This is a genomic window from Arthrobacter sulfonylureivorans (assembly GCF_022637435.1).
Taxonomy (GTDB): domain Bacteria; phylum Actinomycetota; class Actinomycetes; order Actinomycetales; family Micrococcaceae; genus Crystallibacter; species Crystallibacter sulfonylureivorans.
The window spans coordinates 3,451,148-3,471,660 of sequence record NZ_CP093326.1 but is presented as its reverse complement, the minus strand read 5'-3'; the positions used below and the strand labels follow the sequence as shown (position 1 = coordinate 3,471,660).

Genomic DNA, 20,513 nt, shown 5'->3' with positions numbered 1-20,513 from the left:
GCCTACGTTAGCGCAGATACCTCCACCGGTGATGACCGGCAGGTTAATGCGCGCCGAACTGGCCGCCAATGAGTCTCCGCGGCGCCTGGATCCTTCGCAATCGGGATGGATTCTCGCTAACGTCTAGTCTTGTGACGACTTCGATGCAGGAGCACAGCCCGTCCCATCCAACGCAGCGCCTGAAATTTGGCCGGATTCCGGTGGTCGATGTTTGGCCCGTGGTCGGCGGCGGCGATTTCCCGGCCAAGGCGATTCCGGGCGAGGACATTGAGGTGGCCGCCACCGTCTTCCGCGAGGGGCACGATAAGATCGGCGCCACCGCGGTGCTGTTCGACCCGGACGGCAACCCGGTCCAGCGCGCCCGGCTCACGCCCGGGGCCACCGGCACCGACCGCTGGCACGGCAAGATTCGGCCCACCGGCACCGGCCTGTGGACCTTCCACATTGAAGGCTGGGGGGACAACTACGCCACCTGGCGGCACAACGCCGAGGTGAAGATCGCCGCCGGCGTCGACGTGGACCTGATGCTCACCGAAGGCAGGCAGTTGCTGGAACAGGCCGGCGGGCAAGGCGGGCGGCCGGAAGAGAATGCGCAGGTGCTGCGCGAAGCTGCCGCAGCGCTCGCCGACGAATCCCTCTCGGTGCACGAGCGGCTGGCCGCGGGCACCTCGGAGGAGGTGCTGGCCGCGGTCCGCAGCCACCCGATCCGCAGCTTGGTCAGCCCCTCGAAGCAGTACCCCATCCTGGTGGAGCGCGAACAGGCCGGCCGCGGCGCCTGGTACGAATTCTTCCCGCGCTCGGAAGGCGCGCATTACGACCCGGCGACCGGCATCTGGACCTCCGGGGACTTCACGACGGCGGCCGAGCGGCTTCCGGCCGTCGCCGCCATGGGCTTTGATGTGATCTACCTGCCGCCCATCCACCCGATCGGCGAGATCAACCGCAAGGGCCCGAACAACACCTTGACCGCCGGTCCGGGGGACCCCGGCTCGCCCTGGGCCATCGGCTCCAAGGACGGCGGACACGATGCCATCCACCCCGATCTGGGCGGCTTCGAGCAGTTCGACGCCTTCGTGGCGGCGGCCGAAGCACTCGGCCTGGAAGTGGCACTGGACCTGGCGCTGCAGGCAGCCCCGGACCATCCGTGGGCCACCGAGCATCCCGAATGGTTCACCACCCGGGTCGACGGGACCATTGCCTACGCGGAGAATCCGCCGAAGAAGTACCAGGACATTTATCCGCTGAACTTCGACAACGACCCGCGCGGCCTCTCCGAAGAGGTCCTGCGGATTGTGCAACTGTGGATTTCGCACGGAGTGAAGATCTTCCGGGTGGACAACCCGCACACCAAGCCCGTGTGGTTCTGGGAGTGGCTGATCGGCACGGTGAACCGCGAGCATCCGGACGTGGTGTTCCTGGCCGAGGCTTTCACCCGGCCGGCCATGATGCACGCGCTGGGCCGGGCCGGTTTCCAGCAGTCCTACAGCTACTTCACCTGGCGCAACACCAAGGACGAGATCGAAGAGTACTTCACCGAGATCAGCCACGAGACCGCGGCGTTCTTCCGGCCCAACTTCTTTGTCAACACTCCGGACATCCTCACCGAGTACCTGCAGTACGGTGGCCCGGCAGCGTTCAAGATCCGCGCGGTGCTCGCGGCGACGGCCAGTCCGCTCTGGGGCGTCTATGCCGGCTACGAACTGTACGAACACGTGGCCAGGCCGGGCGCCGAGGAATATATCGACAACGAAAAGTACGAGTACAAGGCCCGCGACTTCGCCGCCGCGGAGGCCGAAGGGCGCTCGCTGGCACCGTACCTGACCCGGCTGAACTCCATCCGGCGGGCCCATCCTGCACTCGGCGACCTGGGCAACCTCACCGTGCACCGCAGCACGGATCCGGCCACGGTGGTGTACTCCAAACACAAGGCGCACCTGCCCGAATCCCACAGCGGCGGGCGGGACACCGTCGTCGTCGTGGTGAATGTGGATCCGCACAGTGCGCGCGAATCAACGGTTTCGCTGGACCTGGCGGCGCTGGGGCTGCGGGACGAGGACTACAACGACGACGGCACGTTCTGGGTGGACGATCTGCTCACCGGACAGAGCTGGCGCTGGGGCGAGCACAACTACGTGCGGCTGGACGCCCACGTGGAACCGGCCCACGTCCTGCACATCCGTAGGAGCCGCTGATGGCCAGCCCGTTTCAGCTGCATGCTCCGGGCCTGGCCCACGACCCGCACTGGTACCGCAAGGCCGTTTTCTACGAGGTGCTGGTACGCGGCTTCGCGGACGCCAACGGGGACGGGTCGGGCGACTTCTCCGGGCTGATCGAGAAACTCGACTACCTGCAGTGGCTGGGGATCGACTGCCTGTGGGTTCCGCCGTTCTTCAAGTCTCCGCTGCGCGACGGCGGGTACGACGTCGAGGACTACTACGACGTGCTGGACGAGTTCGGCACCATTGGCGACTTCAAACGACTGGTGGCCGAGGCCCACGCCCGCGGCGTGCGTGTGATCATCGACCTGCCGCTGAACCACACCTCGGACAAGCACGACTGGTTCGAGCAGTCCCGGCGCGACCCGGACGGCCCGTACGGTGATTTCTACGTCTGGTCCGACACGGACGAGAAATACCAGGACGCGCGGATCATCTTCGTGGACACCGAAGACTCCAACTGGGCCTTCGACCCGATCCGCCGGCAGTTTTACTGGCACCGCTTCTTCAGCCACCAGCCGGACCTGAACTTCGAGAACCCGAAGGTGATCGAGGCGGTGTTCGACGTGGTGCGGTTCTGGCTGGACCAGGGGATCGACGGTTTCCGCGCGGACGCCATCCCGTACCTGTTCGAAGAGGACGGGACCAACTGCGAAAACCTGCCCGCCACGCACACCTTCCTGCAGGACCTGCGCGCCATGGTTGACGCCGAATACCCGGGCCGCGTGATCATCGCCGAAGCCAACCAGCTGCCGCACGAGGTGGTGGAATATTTCGGCCAGCAGGACGACGACGGCGGAGTGCGTCCGGAGTGCCACATGGCCTTCCACTTCCCGATCATGCCGCGGCTTTACTACGCCCTGCGGGACCAGAACGCCGGGCCGATCGTGGCCACCATGGAGGAGACCCCGGCGATCCCGGCCGGTGCTCAGTGGGCAACGTTCCTGCGCAACCATGACGAACTGACGCTGGAAATGGTCAGCATGGAAGAGCGGGAGGCGATGTTCGGCTGGTACGCCCCGGACTCGCGGATGCGCTCCAACATCGGCATCCGCCGCCGGCTGGCCCCGCTGCTGGACAACTCCCGGGCGGAAATCGAACTGATCCACGCGCTGCTGCTCTCGCTGCCGGGCAGCCCGTTCCTGTATTACGGGGACGAGATTGGCATGGGCGATAACATCTGGCTGGAAGACCGCGATGCTTCCCGCACGCCGATGCAGTGGAACCCTGACCGCAACGCGGGGTTCTCCACCGCGGACCCGGGCAAGCTCTACCTGCCGGTAGTGCAGTCGCTGGTGTACCACTACAACTACGTCAACGTAGAGGCGCAACTGGCGCACAACAGCTCGCTGCTGCACTGGCTGCGCCAGATGCTGTCGGTGCGCAAGGCACACCCCGCCTTCGGCCTGGGCAGCTACCAGAACGTGCCGGTGGAATCGGAATCGGTGTTGGCCTTCCTCCGCGAGGTGCCGGAAAACAATCCGGAGGGCGTGGACAAAGAAGTGCTGTTGTGCATCTTCAACCTCTCGCAGCACCCGGTGGCGGCCCCGCTGCAATTGCCGCAATACGCCGGCCGCGGGTTGCGCGACCTGTTCGGCGGCACCCCGTTCCCGGCCTTTGACGACGCCGGCCAACTCACCCTGACGCTGGGCAGCCACGACTTCTTCTGGCTGCGCCTGCGCTCGATTGCATCCAACCTGGCATCACCGCAGACTGAGACCCTCCCGGTCATCAGACCCGCGACTGAAGAAACCGAGGTGGCAACAACCCATGCCTAAATTCACGCCGAGCATTCCCGAACTGCTGCACCCATGGCTGACCGCGCAGCGCTGGTTCCCGGCCAAGGGCCAGGAATCCGTGTTGCACCGGCTGGGCGGCATCCGGCTACAGGATCCGTCCGGCGAGGTGGGACTGGAGGTGCACATCGTTGCCGTGCACACGGCCAACGCCGTCCATGTGGTCAACGTGCCGCTGAGCTACCGCAAAGAGCCGTTGGCCGGCGGGGACGCGGCGCTGGTGGGGCGCGCGCAGCAGGAACCCGAGGGCAGCACGGGTGACGGCGGCGACGCTGCTGCAGCCTGGGCCGGTAGCGGGGATGACGGTGCGGACAGCGGCACCGGGGAGCGCTGGATCTACGACGGCGCGCACGATCCCGTGTTCGTCGCCGCCTGGTTGGAACTGATGCGGCGGCAGGCGGTGACCGGCGATGGGCACACCCGTGGCCATGCCGGCGCCGGGTTCGAGACGTGGCCGGAGTTCTCCACCGGATTGGAGGCCTCGGTGCTGTTGGGCGAGCAGTCCAATACGTCTGTGGTGGTTCAATCCAGCCATGGACCGCTGATTGTGAAGTTCTTCCGGGTGCTGGAAGCCGGCGCCAACCCGGACGTGGAAGTGGGCGTGCTGCTCACGGATGCCGGCTGCCGGGAAGTCCCGGCCACCTACGGCTGGGTCACCGGCGGCTGGCTCACCCCCGGCCAGAACGACGACGGCAGCGACCGTCTGTGGGACACCGGCCACCTCAGCGTGCTGCGGGAGTTCCTGCCGGACAGCCAGGACGCGTGGCGCACAGCGTCCGGCTCGGCGCTGGACGGAACCGACTTCAGCTCGCAGGCGCGCCAGCTCGGAGCCGTCACCGGACGGATCCACCGCAGCCTGCGGGACGCGGCCGGCAGCCACCGGGCGGATGCCCAGGAAGTCGGCGCGTTCAAGGCAGCGCTGGCGGAACGGATCCGCTGGGGCTGGGCGCAGGCCGGGGCATCGGTAGGCCCGATGGACGCGGCCGTGCAGGAACTGCTGGACCGGCTGGACCAAATCACCGAGCTTCCCGAGCTGCAGCGGATCCACGGCGACTACCACTTGGGCCAGGTGCTGGACTCCGCGGAACGAGGCTGGGTGGTGCTGGACTTCGAGGGCGAGCCGCTTCGGCCGATGGGCGAGCGCGGCACGGATGACGTGCCGCTGCGCGACGTGGTCGGCATGCTGCGCTCCTTCGACTACGCCGCGGGGGTGGCCCGGCTGGCCGGGCCCGACGATGCGGCAGCGGCAGCCGCCGACGAGTGGGCGGCGCAGGCCAGCACCGCCTTCCTGGACGGCTACCGCGAAGAGACCGGCGACCCGGTGGACACCTCGTCCACCCTGTATCTGGCGCTGCTGCTGGACAAGGCCCTCTATGAGGTGGTCTACGAACAGCGCAATCGTCCGCGCTGGGTCAAGGTTCCGGTACGCGGCGTCCGCGAGGCGTTGGCCCCGCTGGCCGGCGCGGGCGGGCAAACCGCGGCCAGCCGGGGCATGGCCGCCGCCGGAGTCGGCCCCGCCGGCGCTGCCGCGGGCATTCGGCCCACGACGGCCGCCACGCCCGTCCGGCCCACCGCCGAGGCATCCGCAGCGTCGGCGGGATCCCCGTCGTCGGGCCGCCGAAACGGCGCCCCGGTTCCGGTCGACGCGGAGGTGCTCACCGCCGTCGCGCACGGCGCCTACCACCAGCCGCACGCAGTGCTTGGCGCGCACGTGGATGACCACGGGCACGTCACCGTCCGCACCCGGCGTCCGCTGGCCGACTCCGTCACCGTGGTCACGCCCTCGCTGCGCGTGCCGATGGAGCACGAATACGAAGGCATCTGGGTGGCGGTTTTCCCTGCCGACGACCCCGGACACGTCCCGGACTACCGCCTCGAGGTGGCGTACGACGGCGGTGCCCCCAGCATCGTCGATGACCCGTACCATTACCTGCCCAGCCTGGGCGAGATCGACTTGCACCTGATCGGCGAGGGCCGGCACGAGACGCTGTGGTCCGCGCTGGGCTCCCATGTGCGGCGCTACAACTCCGCGCTGGGCGACACCGCCGGCGCCAGCTTCGCCGTCTGGGCGCCGAATGCGCGCGCCGTCCGGGTCAAGGGCGACTTCAACCACTGGGACGGATCCCGCCACGCGATGCGTTCAATGGGCGGATCCGGCGTGTGGGAGCTGTTCATTCCCGGCGTGGAGGCCGGCGCCGTGTACAAGTACGAGCTGCTGGGCCAGGACGGCCAGTGGCGCGAAAAGGCCGACCCTATGGCCCGCTGGACCGAGGTCCCGCCGCTGACCGGCTCGCGGGTGGTCGAGTCGCATTACCGCTTTGGCGACCAAGAGTGGTTGGAGCGACGCGCCGTCCGCGACCCGCACAACGGGCCGATGAGCGTCTACGAGGTGCACCTGGGATCGTGGCGGCTGGGGCTGGACTACCGACAGTTGGCCGACCAGCTGGCCGAATACGTCAGCTGGCAGGGCTTCACGCACGTGGAGTTCATGCCGGTGGCCGAGCATCCGTTCGGCGGATCGTGGGGCTACCAAGTCACCTCCTACTACGCGCCGACCTCGCGGTTCGGGCATCCGGACGACTTCAAGTACCTGGTGGACAAGCTACACCAGGCCGGCATAGGCGTGATCCTGGACTGGGTGCCGGCGCACTTCCCCAAGGACGAGTGGGCGCTGGCCCGCTTTGACGGCCAGCCGCTGTACGAGCACGCCGACCCGCGGTTGGGCGAGCACCCGGACTGGGGCACGCTGATTTTCGACTACGGCCGCAGCGAGGTCCGCAACTTCCTGGTGGCCAACGCGTTGTATTGGCTGGAGGAATTCCACATCGACGGGCTCCGCGTGGATGCGGTGGCGTCGATGCTCTACCGCGACTACTCACGCAACGAGGGGGAGTGGTTCCCCAACATCTACGGCGGCCGCGAGAACCTGGAGGCCATCTCCTTCCTGCAGGAAGTCAATGCCACCGCGTACAAGCGGGTGCCGGGCATCGTCACCATTGCGGAAGAGTCCACGGCGTTCGACGGCGTGACCCGCCCGACCAGCGCGGGCGGCCTCGGCTTCGGGCTGAAGTGGAACATGGGCTGGATGCACGACACCCTCGAGTACATGGCCGAGGACCCGGTTAACCGGATGTACCACCACAGCAAGGCCACCTTCTCGATGGTCTATGCCTACACGGAGAACTTCCTGCTGCCCATCAGCCATGACGAGGTAGTGCACGGCAAGGGATCGATGCTGCGCAAGATGCCCGGCGACCGCTGGCAGCAGCTGGCCAACCTGCGCGCCTACCTGGCCTTCCAGTGGGCGCACCCAGGCAAGCAGCTGATTTTCATGGGCACCGAATTCGGCCAGGAATCCGAGTGGTCCGAACAGCACGGACTGGACTGGTGGCTCTCCGAAAACGTTCCGCACAAGGGGCTGCAGCGGCTGGTCCGCAACCTCAACGGGATCTACCGCTCCACGCCGGCGCTCTACGAGCGGGACAATGAGCCGGCCGGCTTCCAATGGATTGATGAGAACGACGGTGTGCACAACACTCTGTCCTTCATCCGCTGGGACCAGCAGGGCAACCCGCTGGTCTGCGTGGCGAACTTCGCCGGCGCTCCACATGAAGGCTTCCGGCTGGGGCTGCCGTGGGCCGGAGACTGGGACGAGACGCTGAATACGGACGCGGCCGAATACGGCGGATCCGGCGTCGGCAACCTGGGTGTGATCGCAGCAGAAGAAGGCGGCTGGAAGGACAGCCCGGCCTCGGCCGTTCTGCGGGTTCCCCCGTTGGGCGTCATGTACCTGAAGCCGTCGGCCGGGCCGTCCGCCCGCGTGACGGAGGGATGAACGGCAGCGGAACGTAGTGCCTCACGTCAATATGCTCGCGAAACGTTCTCTGCGTGCCTCACCTAATCTGCTCACGAAACGCGGTTCCTGAAGGCGAGTGTTTTGGTTTTGGCTGCCTTGATGAGTTCTTGCTGGAGTCTAACGATGTTCCGCGTCAGCCCGGCAGGATTGGTGTTCCTGCGCAGGTCTTCGATCTGTGCGATCTTCTGCGCGGAGAGGACGCCGCTGTCGATGACGCGTTGGAAGGGTGTCTTCGGGGCATCGTAAGTGCGCGTGCTCCGCCCGGATCTGGTGGTGCGCCAGCCGTTGGCCTTCTTGGTCGGCAGGAACAGGTTCTTGCGCAGGTTCACGTAGCCCCAGAGCTCGTTGAGCAGGCTCAGTTCCGCCGGGGTGTCGTAGCGGTAGCGGAAGGCGCTCTTGCGGACGATGTCGCCGTTCTTCTGCTCGACGTGGGCGTTGTCGTTGGACTCATGCGGGCGGGACCGGGTCATGAACAAGGTCCGTTCGGCAGCCCAGCCGACCAGGGCGTGGTTGATGAACTCGCCGCCGTTGTCGCAGTCCAGTCCGGCCATTGGGTACGGCAACCGCTTCGCGACGGTGGTCATGGCCTGAACGACCCATTTATGCGCCCGGTTCTTGATCGCGATGTTCTCGGTCCAGCCGGTGAACACATCGGTCGCGGTCAGGGTGTAGGCGAACTCGCCTTCCAGCGAATGCCCGCAGTGGGCCACCAGATCGATTTCCAGGAAACCGGGGCGCTGTTCCATCTCGTCCAGAGCCTGGCGCACAGGTATCTCCGAACGCAGGAGCGGACCGGGCCTGGTTGATGAAACAGCGTCGGGATACCGGGCGTCCTTGGCCGGCTTCAGCAACCGGTCGATGGTCGCCGCGCTCATGGCCACCAGCTGTCCACGCACATGATCGTTCAGGCGGTCTTCGACCGGTTTCAGCTCGCCGAAACGTTCCAAGGACTCGAGCATGTCAGCCATGATCGGCGCCAGGTATTTGCCGCACGGCTCGCCGGAGAGCGTCCAGACCAGCTGCAGGACTTTCAGGGTGTCGTAGCCGTAGGTCCGCGGTCTGGGCTTCCGCTTCACCGCCGAAGCAGGTCCTTTCCGTTTCCCGGCCGCTTTCAGCTGGCGCCTGGCGTTGGCGCGGGACCAGCCCATCGTCGCGGCGAGCTCGTCAAGGATCCGTCCCTTCTCCTTTTTCGACGCCCGGTCATACTCCCGGGCCTTCTGCTTCGTGATCTCCCGCTTCGTCGCCATCGACAATCCCTGACCCATCCGCCATGGTCCCAGCCGCCCGCCGCTCGGCCCCAGACTTTCGCGAGCATTTCCCAAATGAGGCACGCGCCCCGTTTCGCGAGCACATTAGATGAGTCTCGTCGTGGAATTTACTTCCGGCCCGAGCGGTGCTAGAGTTTATATCCGCGCAGGGCGGTGAAGCCGCCAGTGCGAAGCCGACCGGAGGCCTTGGCCGCCGGAAGGAACCGGCCGGACAGTTTGACAAAGACTGAAGACGCCGGTAAGTTAGAAAAGTTGCTCCGGAGCGATGGAGGGCCTGTGAGGGTCGTCTTGGTGCCGGGTGCTCCTGTTGTTTGAGAACTCAATAGTGTGCCAAGTTTGTTGATACCAATTATTTATTGGTTGAAGTGCCGTGGCGTGCCGCCCCTGTGGTGTGTCGCGGTTTTATCAGCCTGGTTTGAATTTAGTGCAGTGTCTTTGGTCGTTTTCCCGGCCTTTGGTGCTGTGTCTGTTTGAAACATTAACGGAGAGTTTGATCCTGGCTCAGGACGAACGCTGGCGGCGTGCTTAACACATGCAAGTCGAACGATGATCCGGTGCTTGCACCGGGGATTAGTGGCGAACGGGTGAGTAACACGTGAGTAACCTGCCCTTGACTCTGGGATAAGCCTGGGAAACCGGGTCTAATACCGGATATGACCTGTCACCGCATGGTGGTGGGTGGAAAGATTTTTTGGTCTTGGATGGACTCGCGGCCTATCAGCTTGTTGGTGGGGTAATGGCCTACCAAGGCGACGACGGGTAGCCGGCCTGAGAGGGTGACCGGCCACACTGGGACTGAGACACGGCCCAGACTCCTACGGGAGGCAGCAGTGGGGAATATTGCACAATGGGCGCAAGCCTGATGCAGCGACGCCGCGTGAGGGATGAATGCCTTCGGGTTGTAAACCTCTTTCAGCAGGGAAGAAGCGAAAGTGACGGTACCTGCAGAAGAAGCGCCGGCTAACTACGTGCCAGCAGCCGCGGTAATACGTAGGGCGCAAGCGTTGTCCGGAATTATTGGGCGTAAAGAGCTCGTAGGCGGTTTGTCGCGTCTGCTGTGAAAGCCCGGGGCTCAACCCCGGGTCTGCAGTGGGTACGGGCAGACTAGAGTGCAGTAGGGGAGACTGGAATTCCTGGTGTAGCGGTGAAATGCGCAGATATCAGGAGGAACACCGATGGCGAAGGCAGGTCTCTGGGCTGTAACTGACGCTGAGGAGCGAAAGCATGGGGAGCGAACAGGATTAGATACCCTGGTAGTCCATGCCGTAAACGTTGGGCACTAGGTGTGGGGGACATTCCACGTTTTCCGCGCCGTAGCTAACGCATTAAGTGCCCCGCCTGGGGAGTACGGCCGCAAGGCTAAAACTCAAAGGAATTGACGGGGGCCCGCACAAGCGGCGGAGCATGCGGATTAATTCGATGCAACGCGAAGAACCTTACCAAGGCTTGACATGGGCCGGACCGGGCTGGAAACAGTCCTTCCCTTCGGGGCCGGTTCACAGGTGGTGCATGGTTGTCGTCAGCTCGTGTCGTGAGATGTTGGGTTAAGTCCCGCAACGAGCGCAACCCTCGTTCCATGTTGCCAGCGCGTAATGGCGGGGACTCATGGGAGACTGCCGGGGTCAACTCGGAGGAAGGTGGGGACGACGTCAAATCATCATGCCCCTTATGTCTTGGGCTTCACGCATGCTACAATGGCCGGTACAATGGGTTGCGATACTGTGAGGTGGAGCTAATCCCAAAAAGCCGGTCTCAGTTCGGATTGGGGTCTGCAACTCGACCCCATGAAGTCGGAGTCGCTAGTAATCGCAGATCAGCAACGCTGCGGTGAATACGTTCCCGGGCCTTGTACACACCGCCCGTCAAGTCACGAAAGTTGGTAACACCCGAAGCCGGTGGCCTAACCCCTTGTGGGAGGGAGCCGTCGAAGGTGGGACCGGCGATTGGGACTAAGTCGTAACAAGGTAGCCGTACCGGAAGGTGCGGCTGGATCACCTCCTTTCTAAGGAGCTTCCTCGAACCGTTCCCAACACGCCACTGTGCGGGTTGGGTGGTTTGCAGGGCAAGCCCGTTGCGGACACGCAAGTTGTCCGGCGGGTGCTCATGGGTGGAATATCAACGGATTCGGTGTTGTCCGCGGTTCTCCGCATGCCAGTACGGTGCCCCTTTCGGGGGGTGCCTGGAACGTGTGGGGTGGGTCGTGGGGGGCGTCTTTTGGCACACTGTTGGGTCCTGAGGCAACAGGATCTTTGTCTTGCAGCGATGCGAGGTGGGGGCCGGTTGGTTTCCTCTTGTTCCCGCATTTTTCCGGCACCGTGCACGTTATGTGTGTGGTGTTGGTGGGTGACGGGGTTGTTGTTTGAGAACTACATAGTGGACGCGAGCATCTTAAAGCAATTTTTTTGATGAACCTGGTTTGGTCCCACCCCTTGTGGGTGTGGCTGTCCTGGTTCTCTCGAATAGCTGATTTTGATCTTTGTGGTCAAGTTTTTAAGAGCACACGGTGGATGCCTTGGCATCAGGAGCCGAAGAAGGACGTGGGAATCTGCGATAAGCCTGGGGGAGTTGATAACCGAACGGTGATCCCAGGATGTCCGAATGGGGAAACCCCGCCCGGCGCGCGAGTGACCGGGTGACCCGTACCTGAACACATAGGGTGCGTGGAGGGAACGCGGGGAAGTGAAACATCTCAGTACCCGCAGGAAGAGAAAACAACAGTGATTCCGTTAGTAGTGGCGAGCGAACGCGGAAGAGGCCAAACCGGTCCATGTGTGATAGCCGGCGGGCGTTGCATGGCCGGGGTTGCGGGACTTTCCGCTGCTGTTCTGCCGGACAGCGAAAGTGAGTGCGTGCGTATAGGTGAACGGTCTTGAAAGGCCGGCCGGAGAAGGTGTAAGCCCTGTAACCGTAATGCGTGACGCCGCTTGGAGAGTATCCCAAGTAGCACGGGGCCCGAGAAATCCCGTGCGAATCTGCCAGGACCACCTGGTAAGCCTGAATACTACCTGATGACCGATAGCGGACAAGTACCGTGAGGGAAAGGTGAAAAGTACCCCGGGAGGGGAGTGAAACAGTACCTGAAACCGTGTGCTTACAATCCGTCGGAGCAGCCTTGTAGCTGTGACGGCGTGCCTTTTGAAGAATGAGCCTGCGAGTTAGTGTTACGTCGCGAGGTTAACCCGTGTGGGGAAGCCGTAGCGAAAGCGAGTCTGAATAGGGCGATGCAGTGGCGTGATCTAGACCCGAAGCGGAGTGATCTACCCATGGCCAGGTTGAAGCGCGTGTAAGAGCGCGTGGAGGACCGAACCCACTTCAGTTGAAAATGGAGGGGATGAGCTGTGGGTAGGGGTGAAAGGCCAATCAAACTCCGTGATAGCTGGTTCTCCCCGAAATGCATTTAGGTGCAGCGTTGCGTGTTTCTTGCCGGAGGTAGAGCTACTGGATGGCCGATGGGCCCTACAAGGTTACTGACGTCAGCCAAACTCCGAATGCCGGCAAGTGAGAGCGCAGCAGTGAGACTGTGGGGGATAAGCTTCATAGTCGAGAGGGAAACAGCCCAGACCACCAACTAAGGCCCCTAAGCGTGTGCTAAGTGGGAAAGGATGTGGAGTTGCCCAGACAACCAGGAGGTTGGCTTAGAAGCAGCCACCCTTGAAAGAGTGCGTAATAGCTCACTGGTCAAGTGATTCCGCGCCGACAATGTAGCGGGGCTCAAGTACACCGCCGAAGTTGTGGCATCAGCGTATATATCCAAGCCTTCGTGGTTCAGGAGCGCTGGTGGGTAGGGGAGCGTCGTGTGGGCAGTGAAGCTGCGGCGGAAGCCAGTGGTGGAGCCTACACGAGTGAGAATGCAGGCATGAGTAGCGAAAGACGGGTGGGAAACCCGTCCGCCGAATGATCAAGGGTTCCAGGGTCAAGCTAATCTGCCCTGGGTAAGTCGGGACCTAAGGCGAGGCCGACAGGCGTAGTCGATGGACAACGGGTTGATATTCCCGTACCGGCGAAAAACCGCCCATGCCAATCCGGTGATGCTAACCGCCCTAACCGTTCATCCGTGCCCTTCGGGGCCAGTATGGGCGGGGCGCGCGGGACCCGATCCGGGGAGGTAAGCGTATTAACAGGTGTGACGCAGGAAGGTAGCCGAGCCGGGCGATGGTAGTCCCGGTCCAAGGATGTAGGGTGAACGGTTGGCAAATCCGCCGTTCGTGAAGCCTGAGACCTGACGGGACCCCCGTATGGGGGGATTCGGTGATCCTATGCTGCCGAGAAAAGCATCGACGCGAGGTTTTAGCCGCCCGTACCCCAAACCGACACAGGTGATCAGGTAGAGAATACCAAGGCGATCGAGAGAATTATGGTTAAGGAACTCGGCAAAATGCCCCCGTAACTTCGGGAGAAGGGGGGCCCGGACCGTGAAGAAGCCTTGCGCTTCGGGAGCGGGTAAGGGCCGCAGAGACCAGGGGGAAGCGACTGTTTACTAAAAACACAGGTCCGTGCGAAGTCGCAAGACGATGTATACGGACTGACTCCTGCCCGGTGCTGGAAGGTTAAGAGGACCTGTTAGCCCCCTCGGGGGCGAAGCGGAGAATTTAAGCCCCAGTAAACGGCGGTGGTAACTATAACCATCCTAAGGTAGCGAAATTCCTTGTCGGGTAAGTTCCGACCTGCACGAATGGAGTAACGACTTCCCCGCTGTCTCAACCATAAACTCGGCGAAATTGCACTACGAGTAAAGATGCTCGTTACGCGCAGCAGGACGGAAAGACCCCGAGACCTTTACTATAGTTTGGTATTGGTGTTCGGTGTGGCTTGTGTAGGATAGGTGGGAGACTGTGAAGCCCGGACGCCAGTTCGGGTGGAGTCATCGTTGAAATACCACTCTGGTCACTCTGGACATCTAACTTCGGCCCGTAATCCGGGTCAGGGACAGTGCCTGATGGGTAGTTTAACTGGGGCGGTTGCCTCCTAAAGAGTAACGGAGGCGCCCAAAGGTTCCCTCAGCCTGGTTGGCAATCAGGTGGCGAGTGTAAGTGCACAAGGGAGCTTGACTGTGAGAGCGACAGCTCGAGCAGGGACGAAAGTCGGGACTAGTGATCCGGCGGCACATTGTGGAATGGCCGTCGCTCAACGGATAAAAGGTACCTCGGGGATAACAGGCTGATCTTGCCCAAGAGTCCATATCGACGGCATGGTTTGGCACCTCGATGTCGGCTCGTCGCATCCTGGGGCTGGAGTAGGTCCCAAGGGTTGGGCTGTTCGCCCATTAAAGCGGTACGCGAGCTGGGTTTAGAACGTCGTGAGACAGTTCGGTCCCTATCCGCTGCGCGCGCAGGAAATTTGAGAAGGTCTGTCCTTAGTACGAGAGGACCGGGACGGACGAACCTCTGGTGTGTCAGTTGTACTGCCAAGTGCACCGCTGATTAGCTACGTTCGGATTGGATAACCGCTGAAAGCATCTAAGCGGGAAGCCGGCTTCAAGATGAGATTTCCATCCCCTTCGGGGGGAGAGGACCCCAGCCAGACCACTGGGTTGATAGGCCGGATGTGGAAGCGAGGACGAAAGACTCGTGGAGCTGACCGGTACTAATAGTCCGACAACTTACACCACACCACCCCCTGCGGGGTGGGTGATCAAAAAGCATGCTACGCGTCCGCTATGTGGTTCCCAGACAACAACCCGTTGTCCCCAGGGGAACAAAACACAACTGAATACAAGTTCCAAGCACAAGCTTGTAACCACAGATTTGCCGCCACACACCCCCAGGGGTGCCGGGCGTGCACGAAGGGTTACGGCGGTCATAGCGTGGGGGAAACGCCCGGTCCCATTCCGAACCCGGAAGCTAAGGCCCACAGCGCCGATGGTACTGCACTCGGGAGGGTGTGGGAGAGTAGGTCACCGCCGGACATTCTTTCAAAAGGGAAGGCCCCGCCAACGACGGCGGGGCCTTCCCCCGTTAACACACCAATGCTGGCAGCCCCTGTCGCAAGCTTGGCCCGCTGGCGTAGCATGCACGTCATGGGGGATGACGAACTGCTCCGCCGCACGGCCGAATTTGCTGCCGACTATCTGCGGTCGCTGCCGGAACGCCCGGTCGGGACGTGCCCTGGGCCCGCCTGGGCCGCCGGCCGCTGCACGCCCAGGCGGGCGTTTTGCCCCAACCTACACTGGCTTCGCTTCGGTTCCGGCAGCGGAACGCAGTGGTCCCGGGCCACGCCTCGCGGGGTGGTGGGCACTGAGGTTGTTCTCGTGCCTGTCCGCCGCTGTCGATGGCGGCGATGCCAGACTGCACATCCGATGGTTCGTTGGCCATGACCCTTCCTGTAGATAGCGGCGTTCGCCTGATTACCACTCGTGGTGGCTGCGCTAAGGGGCGATTCAGCCGCTCCGGCATCTGCGGATTGTCCTTGAGTAGATCCGATATCCTCGGCTCCACGGTGCCGGATAGCCGACGTATCCCGCACTGCCCGCTGATACTTCGGCGGCCCCTCTTCCTGGAGATCCCCAACCGCTCCGCTATCGATCTCATCGACTCACCCCCGGCCAGATGCAACCGTCGAATCAGCGCCTAATCCTCCACTGTGATCACCCATCGGATAGTTCGGATCAGGCGGCTCAGTTTTCAGCCGTCACAATGGCTCACTTGCGACCGTCGCCGACAGCAAGGCTGATTCGGAACATTCTCGTGGTCCGGGTCAGCGCCGCTCGGTAAGGTGGGCTCCAATCTTAGGAGTCGAATGTGGCGTGGAGTACACGTGAGCTCGCCAACCTGGCGGGGACGACGGTGAACACTATCCGGCACTATCACCGGCTAGGTTTGCTCGACGTGCCGGAGCGTGAGTACAACGGCTATAAGCAGTACGAGGTGCGGCATCTGGTGCGCCTTCTGCGTATCCGACGTCTGGTGAGCCTGGGCGTGCCGCTTTCGCAGATCGGAGAGGTCTCCGCGGGTGGTGACAGCACGACGGACGCCTTGGTGGAGGTCGACGCGGAACTGGCTGCGCGGATCGAAGGCCTACAGCGGGCGCGATCGGACATCGCGGCCGTCCTGCGCGACAGTGCGCCAGCCGACACACCCGCGGGGTTCGAGTCCGTGGCATCACGGCTGTCTGAGGCCGACAGTTCGATCATCCACATCTACAGGCAGTTGTATGACGAGGACGCCATGGCTGATCTGAGGAATATGGTGGACGCCGACACCGACGCCGTCGGCAACGAGATCGCCGCGCTCCCGGCAAATGCGGACGAGATAGCCCGGCAGCAGCTTGCCAACCGGCTCGCGCCGGTTCTCGCGCGGAACATGATCGACTATCCCTGGCTGACCAATCCAGCGGCGCACCTATCCAAGAGCCCGCACATCACGCAGCAGACGTTCATCGAAGCGATGGTGGAACTCTACAATCCTGCTCAGCTCGATGTTCTTGTCCGTGCGAGCGTCCTCGCCCACGAGCAGCTCCTTGACCCGAATGATGAGAACGGAGTCGGTCGCTGAAGCCAATCAGCTCACCGGACTTGACCATGTTCTGAGAACACGGCTTCTCATGGGGACCGTCGAGACAGATCTCGACATCCAACATCTCGGCAAGGCGTCGTCCCCATGAATCCCATCGAGGAACTCGTCAACAACTTCCAGCATCTCGTGGCCCAGGTCCCCGAGGTCATCCAGCCGTTCATCGTCATGCTCGCTGGCGCTATCCCCTTCATCGATGGCGAAGTAGCGACCATCATCGGCGTCGTCGGCGGTATCAACCCGATCATCGCTGCGATCGCCGCAGCCGCGGGCAACTTCCTCAGCGTGGTCCTCGTCGTCCTTCTCAGCTCCCGCGCCCGCACCGCGGTCAAGAACCGCAAGAGCGGCCATACCGCAGCCGCTGTGGGCGCGGCAGGAACCGTGATCACGATGGAGGCCCCGCCGGCGAAGCCGGAGTCGAAGGGGCGTCTGCGTTTCAAGAAGTGGCTCGCTCGATACGGTGTCCCCGGCGCCAGCATCCTCGGTCCCTTGGCGATCCCCGCCCAGTTCACCTCCGCCATCCTCGTCGTCGGCGGGACGCCTCGAGCATGGGTGCTGCTCTGGCAGGCGATCGCCATTGCCCTGTGGACCACGGTCGCCACCATCTCGGTCTGGCTCGCGCTCCAGGTCGTCGTGCTGATCTGAGCCGCACGAATCCGAAGCAGATAGGAACCACACATGACTACTCCACAGCGTGAAGCGCCGCGCTCAGGTCTCAAAGCCGCCACCCTTGCGGAGGATCTCCTTCTCCTCCTGTTCCAACCCGACTCCGGCACGATCGCCGGCGAAAAACCCCCTTTTCTACGTGCTCGCCGGCGCAGTGCTTGCCGACCTCGCCCTCGGCGGGCATGTGAAGACCAGCCCTAACACGCAGGTGACCTCCGTCGAGAATCACCCGCGGTCGGACGACCTTCTCCGCTCCGCATGGGACTACGTTTCCGAAAAGCCGCGAGGGGTCCAGGCCATCCTCCCCGCGATCGGACCGACACTGCGTGGCCCGTTGTTGGAACGGCTCATCGAGCGCGGAGACATCCGCCGGGAAAGGCGCAAGGCGCTCGGACGGTCAGATATGGCTGTCCTTGAGGATGGAAAACGGGCGCAGAGCCAGCCTCGTGGCGGACGTCCGCGGTGCGCTCGTCGACGGCGCAGAACCGAGACCACCCTTCGCCGCACTCGCGGCCCTCCTCTCCGCCAGCGGCACACCGCCCCAGGTCGACCGTGAGATCCCGTGGTCATCACCAGTCATCACCCGTGCCAAGGAACTCGAGCAGGGAAACTGGGGAGCCGAGGCGGCCGCCGACGCGGTTGCCCGAACGACGACGGCGATCATCGTCAACTACGTCATCATCGCCGCCGCCATCCTGCCCCGGGCCTGACGCTGATCGGGACGCCCGGTGCCGATATTCAGGATCCGGAGCGTTTCTGCAGTCCGACACACTTCAGCACGATCCGTCCGGCTTCGCCAAGTTGTGCAGGGGTGGCGGGCCGGACCCGTGGATCAGGTCCAGACCATCACCTACAAGGAGCGCCGCGGGCAGCTCGGAGTGGGTACGTTGGGACGAAGTCTTTGTGTCGACTCCCTCCAGTGCGTGCTTGCCTTGCGCACAAAGTCGCCGCGGATAGACGCCCACGTCGGGGAGGCCTCCGTTTTGTGAGCGGCTGCACATGGCGGTGTGTGGGTCTGGCGGGGGTGCCGGGTGGTTGGGCGGGGTGGTGTGGGTTCGGCGTGGTTGCGGGGTTTTTGGGCCGGCGGCCGGGTGGTCTGGGGGGTGTTTGCGCGGGTGGTGGGGACGATTTGCGGGGATGCGGGGAGGGGTGTATTGTTTTCTGAGTCGCTGCTGCTGAAGCAGACAAAACAGCGGCCAAACCCCTTCAAAATACGCCAGGTTATGGTGCGTTTTACGCGCCTCTGGGGTGGTTGTTGGGGCCGGGATTCGGACCTGAATCCGCCGGAAACGGCGATTTGCAAAGGTCGCGGGAACCGGGTAAGTTAGAAAAGTTGCTCCGGAGCGATGGAGGGCCTGTGAGGGTCGTCTTGGTGCCGGGTGCTCCTGTTGTTTGAGAACTCAATAGTGTGCCAAGTTTGTTGATACCAATTATTTATTGGTTGAAGTGCCGTGGCGTGCCGCCCCTGTGGTGTGTCGCGGTTTTATCAGCCTGGTTTGAATTTAGTGCAGTGTCTTTGGTCGTTTTCCCGGCCTTTGGTGCTGTGTCTGTTTGAAACATTAACGGAGAGTTTGATCCTGGCTCAGGACGAACGCTGGCGGCGTGCTTAACACATGCAAGTCGAACGATGATCCGGTGCTTGCACCGGGGATTAGTGGCGAACGGGTGAGTAACACGTGAGTAACCTGCCCTTGACTCTGGGATAAGCCTGGGAAACCGGGTCTAATACCGGATATGACCTGTCACCGCATGGTGGTGGGTGGAAAGATTTTTTGGTCTTGGATGGACTCGCGGCCTATCAGCTTGTTGGTGGGGTAATGGCCTACCAAGGCGACGACGGGTAGCCGGCCTGAGAGGGTGACCGGCCACACTGGGACTGAGACACGGCCCAGACTCCTACGGGAGGCAGCAGTGGGGAATATTGCACAATGGGCGCAAGCCTGATGCAGCGACGCCGCGTGAGGGATGAATGCCTTCGGGTTGTAAACCTCTTTCAGCAGGGAAGAAGCGAAAGTGACGGTACCTGCAGAAGAAGCGCCGGCTAACTACGTGCCAGCAGCCGCGGTAATACGTAGGGCGCAAGCGTTGTCCGGAATTATTGGGCGTAAAGAGCTCGTAGGCGGTTTGTCGCGTCTGCTGTGAAAGCCCGGGGCTCAACCCCGGGTCTGCAGTGGGTACGGGCAGACTAGAGTGCAGTAGGGGAGACTGGAATTCCTGGTGTAGCGGTGAAATGCGCAGATATCAGGAGGAACACCGATGGCGAAGGCAGGTCTCTGGGCTGTAACTGACGCTGAGGAGCGAAAGCATGGGGAGCGAACAGGATTAGATACCCTGGTAGTCCATGCCGTAAACGTTGGGCACTAGGTGTGGGGGACATTCCACGTTTTCCGCGCCGTAGCTAACGCATTAAGTGCCCCGCCTGGGGAGTACGGCCGCAAGGCTAAAACTCAAAGGAATTGACGGGGGCCCGCACAAGCGGCGGAGCATGCGGATTAATTCGATGCAACGCGAAGAACCTTACCAAGGCTTGACATGGGCCGGACCGGGCTGGAAACAGTCCTTCCCTTCGGGGCCGGTTCACAGGTGGTGCATGGTTGTCGTCAGCTCGTGTCGTGAGATGTTGGGTTAAGTCCCGCAACGAGCGCAACCCTCGTTCCATGTTGCCAGCGCGTAATGGCGGGGACTCATGGGAGACTGCCGGGGTCAACTCGGAGGAAGGTGGGGACGACGTCAAATCATCATGCCCCTTATGTCTTGGGCTTCACGCATGCTACAATGGCCGGTACAATGGGTTGCGATACTGTGAGGTGGAGCTAATCCCAAAAAGCCGGTCTCAGTTCGGATTGGGGTCTGCAACTCGACCCCATGAAGTCGGAGTCGCTAGTAATCGCAGATCAGCAACGCTGCGGTGAATACGTTCCCGGGCCTTGTACACACCGCCCGTCAAGTCACGAAAGTTGGTAACACCCGAAGCCGGTGGCCTAACCCCTTGTGGGAGGGAGCCGTCGAAGGTGGGACCGGCGATTGGGACTAAGTCGTAACAAGGTAGCCGTACCGGAAGGTGCGGCTGGATCACCTCCTTTCTAAGGAGCTTCCTCGAACCGTTCCCAACACGCCACTGTGCGGGTTGGGTGGTTTGCAGGGCAAGCCCGTTGCGGACACGCAAGTTGTCCGGCGGGTGCTCATGGGTGGAATATCAACGG

General features: G+C 62.7%; 8 protein-coding genes and 4 rRNA genes. 11 read left to right on the top strand and 1 reads right to left on the bottom strand.

All coding sequences use genetic code 11. The features are described from left to right. Positions 1-143: 143 nt before the first annotated feature. The 3 genes from MNQ99_RS16015 to glgB are packed head-to-tail and all read left to right on the top strand — an operon-like array spanning position 144 to position 7,847. Complete coding sequence (locus MNQ99_RS16015; protein ID WP_241915401.1) at positions 144-2,192, top strand: alpha-1,4-glucan--maltose-1-phosphate maltosyltransferase; 2,049 nt, start codon at positions 144-146, stop codon at positions 2,190-2,192. Continuing rightward, positions 2,192-3,994: a maltose alpha-D-glucosyltransferase gene (treS, locus tag MNQ99_RS16010; protein WP_241913634.1), complete on the top strand. Its 1,803-nt coding sequence runs from the start codon at positions 2,192-2,194 to the stop codon at positions 3,992-3,994. The genes MNQ99_RS16015 and treS overlap by 1 nt, the downstream gene beginning before the upstream one ends. Further along, positions 3,987-7,847: a 1,4-alpha-glucan branching protein GlgB gene (glgB, locus tag MNQ99_RS16005; protein WP_241913633.1), complete on the top strand. Its 3,861-nt coding sequence runs from the start codon at positions 3,987-3,989 to the stop codon at positions 7,845-7,847. Before treS ends, glgB begins: the two co-directional genes overlap by 8 nt. Before the next feature lie 71 nt (positions 7,848-7,918). On the opposite strand, the gene MNQ99_RS16000 is transcribed toward glgB, so the two are convergent. Further along, positions 7,919-9,115, bottom strand: a complete 1,197-nt coding sequence (locus MNQ99_RS16000; RefSeq protein WP_241913632.1) for an integrase catalytic domain-containing protein — start codon at positions 9,113-9,115, stop codon at positions 7,919-7,921. A gap of 499 nt (positions 9,116-9,614) precedes the next feature. Here MNQ99_RS16000 and MNQ99_RS15995 point away from each other — a divergent pair. The 8 genes from MNQ99_RS15995 (at position 9,615) to MNQ99_RS15965 (ending at position 20,393) form a co-directional block, all read left to right on the top strand. Further along, positions 9,615-11,138: ribosomal RNA gene (locus tag MNQ99_RS15995) — 16S ribosomal RNA — on the top strand. 478 nt (positions 11,139-11,616) lie between these two features. Continuing rightward, positions 11,617-14,744, top strand: a 23S ribosomal RNA gene (locus tag MNQ99_RS15990). 180 nt (positions 14,745-14,924) lie between these two features. Further along, positions 14,925-15,041 (top strand): 5S ribosomal RNA (gene rrf / locus MNQ99_RS15985). The 16S, 23S and 5S rRNA genes sit together here, the layout of an rRNA operon. A gap of 832 nt (positions 15,042-15,873) precedes the next feature. Beyond that, complete coding sequence (locus tag MNQ99_RS15980) at positions 15,874-16,626, top strand: helix-turn-helix domain-containing protein (protein WP_241913631.1); 753 nt, start codon at positions 15,874-15,876, stop codon at positions 16,624-16,626. Positions 16,627-16,731: 105 nt separating this feature from the next. Further along, positions 16,732-17,289 carry a small multidrug efflux protein gene (locus tag MNQ99_RS15975; RefSeq protein WP_241913630.1) on the top strand — a complete coding sequence of 186 codons (558 nt, stop codon included), beginning with the start codon at positions 16,732-16,734 and terminating at the stop codon, positions 17,287-17,289. Positions 17,290-17,338: 49 nt separating this feature from the next. Beyond that, positions 17,339-17,866 (top strand): GOLPH3/VPS74 family protein, encoded by a 528-nt coding sequence (locus MNQ99_RS19235; protein WP_422387471.1) that lies wholly within the window; start codon positions 17,339-17,341, stop codon positions 17,864-17,866. Beyond that, positions 17,757-18,020, top strand: a complete 264-nt coding sequence (locus MNQ99_RS15970; protein WP_241913629.1) for a GPP34 family phosphoprotein — start codon at positions 17,757-17,759, stop codon at positions 18,018-18,020. Before MNQ99_RS19235 ends, MNQ99_RS15970 begins: the two co-directional genes overlap by 110 nt. A gap of 849 nt (positions 18,021-18,869) precedes the next feature. Next, positions 18,870-20,393: ribosomal RNA gene (locus MNQ99_RS15965) — 16S ribosomal RNA — on the top strand. The last annotated feature ends 120 nt before the right edge of the window (positions 20,394-20,513 follow it).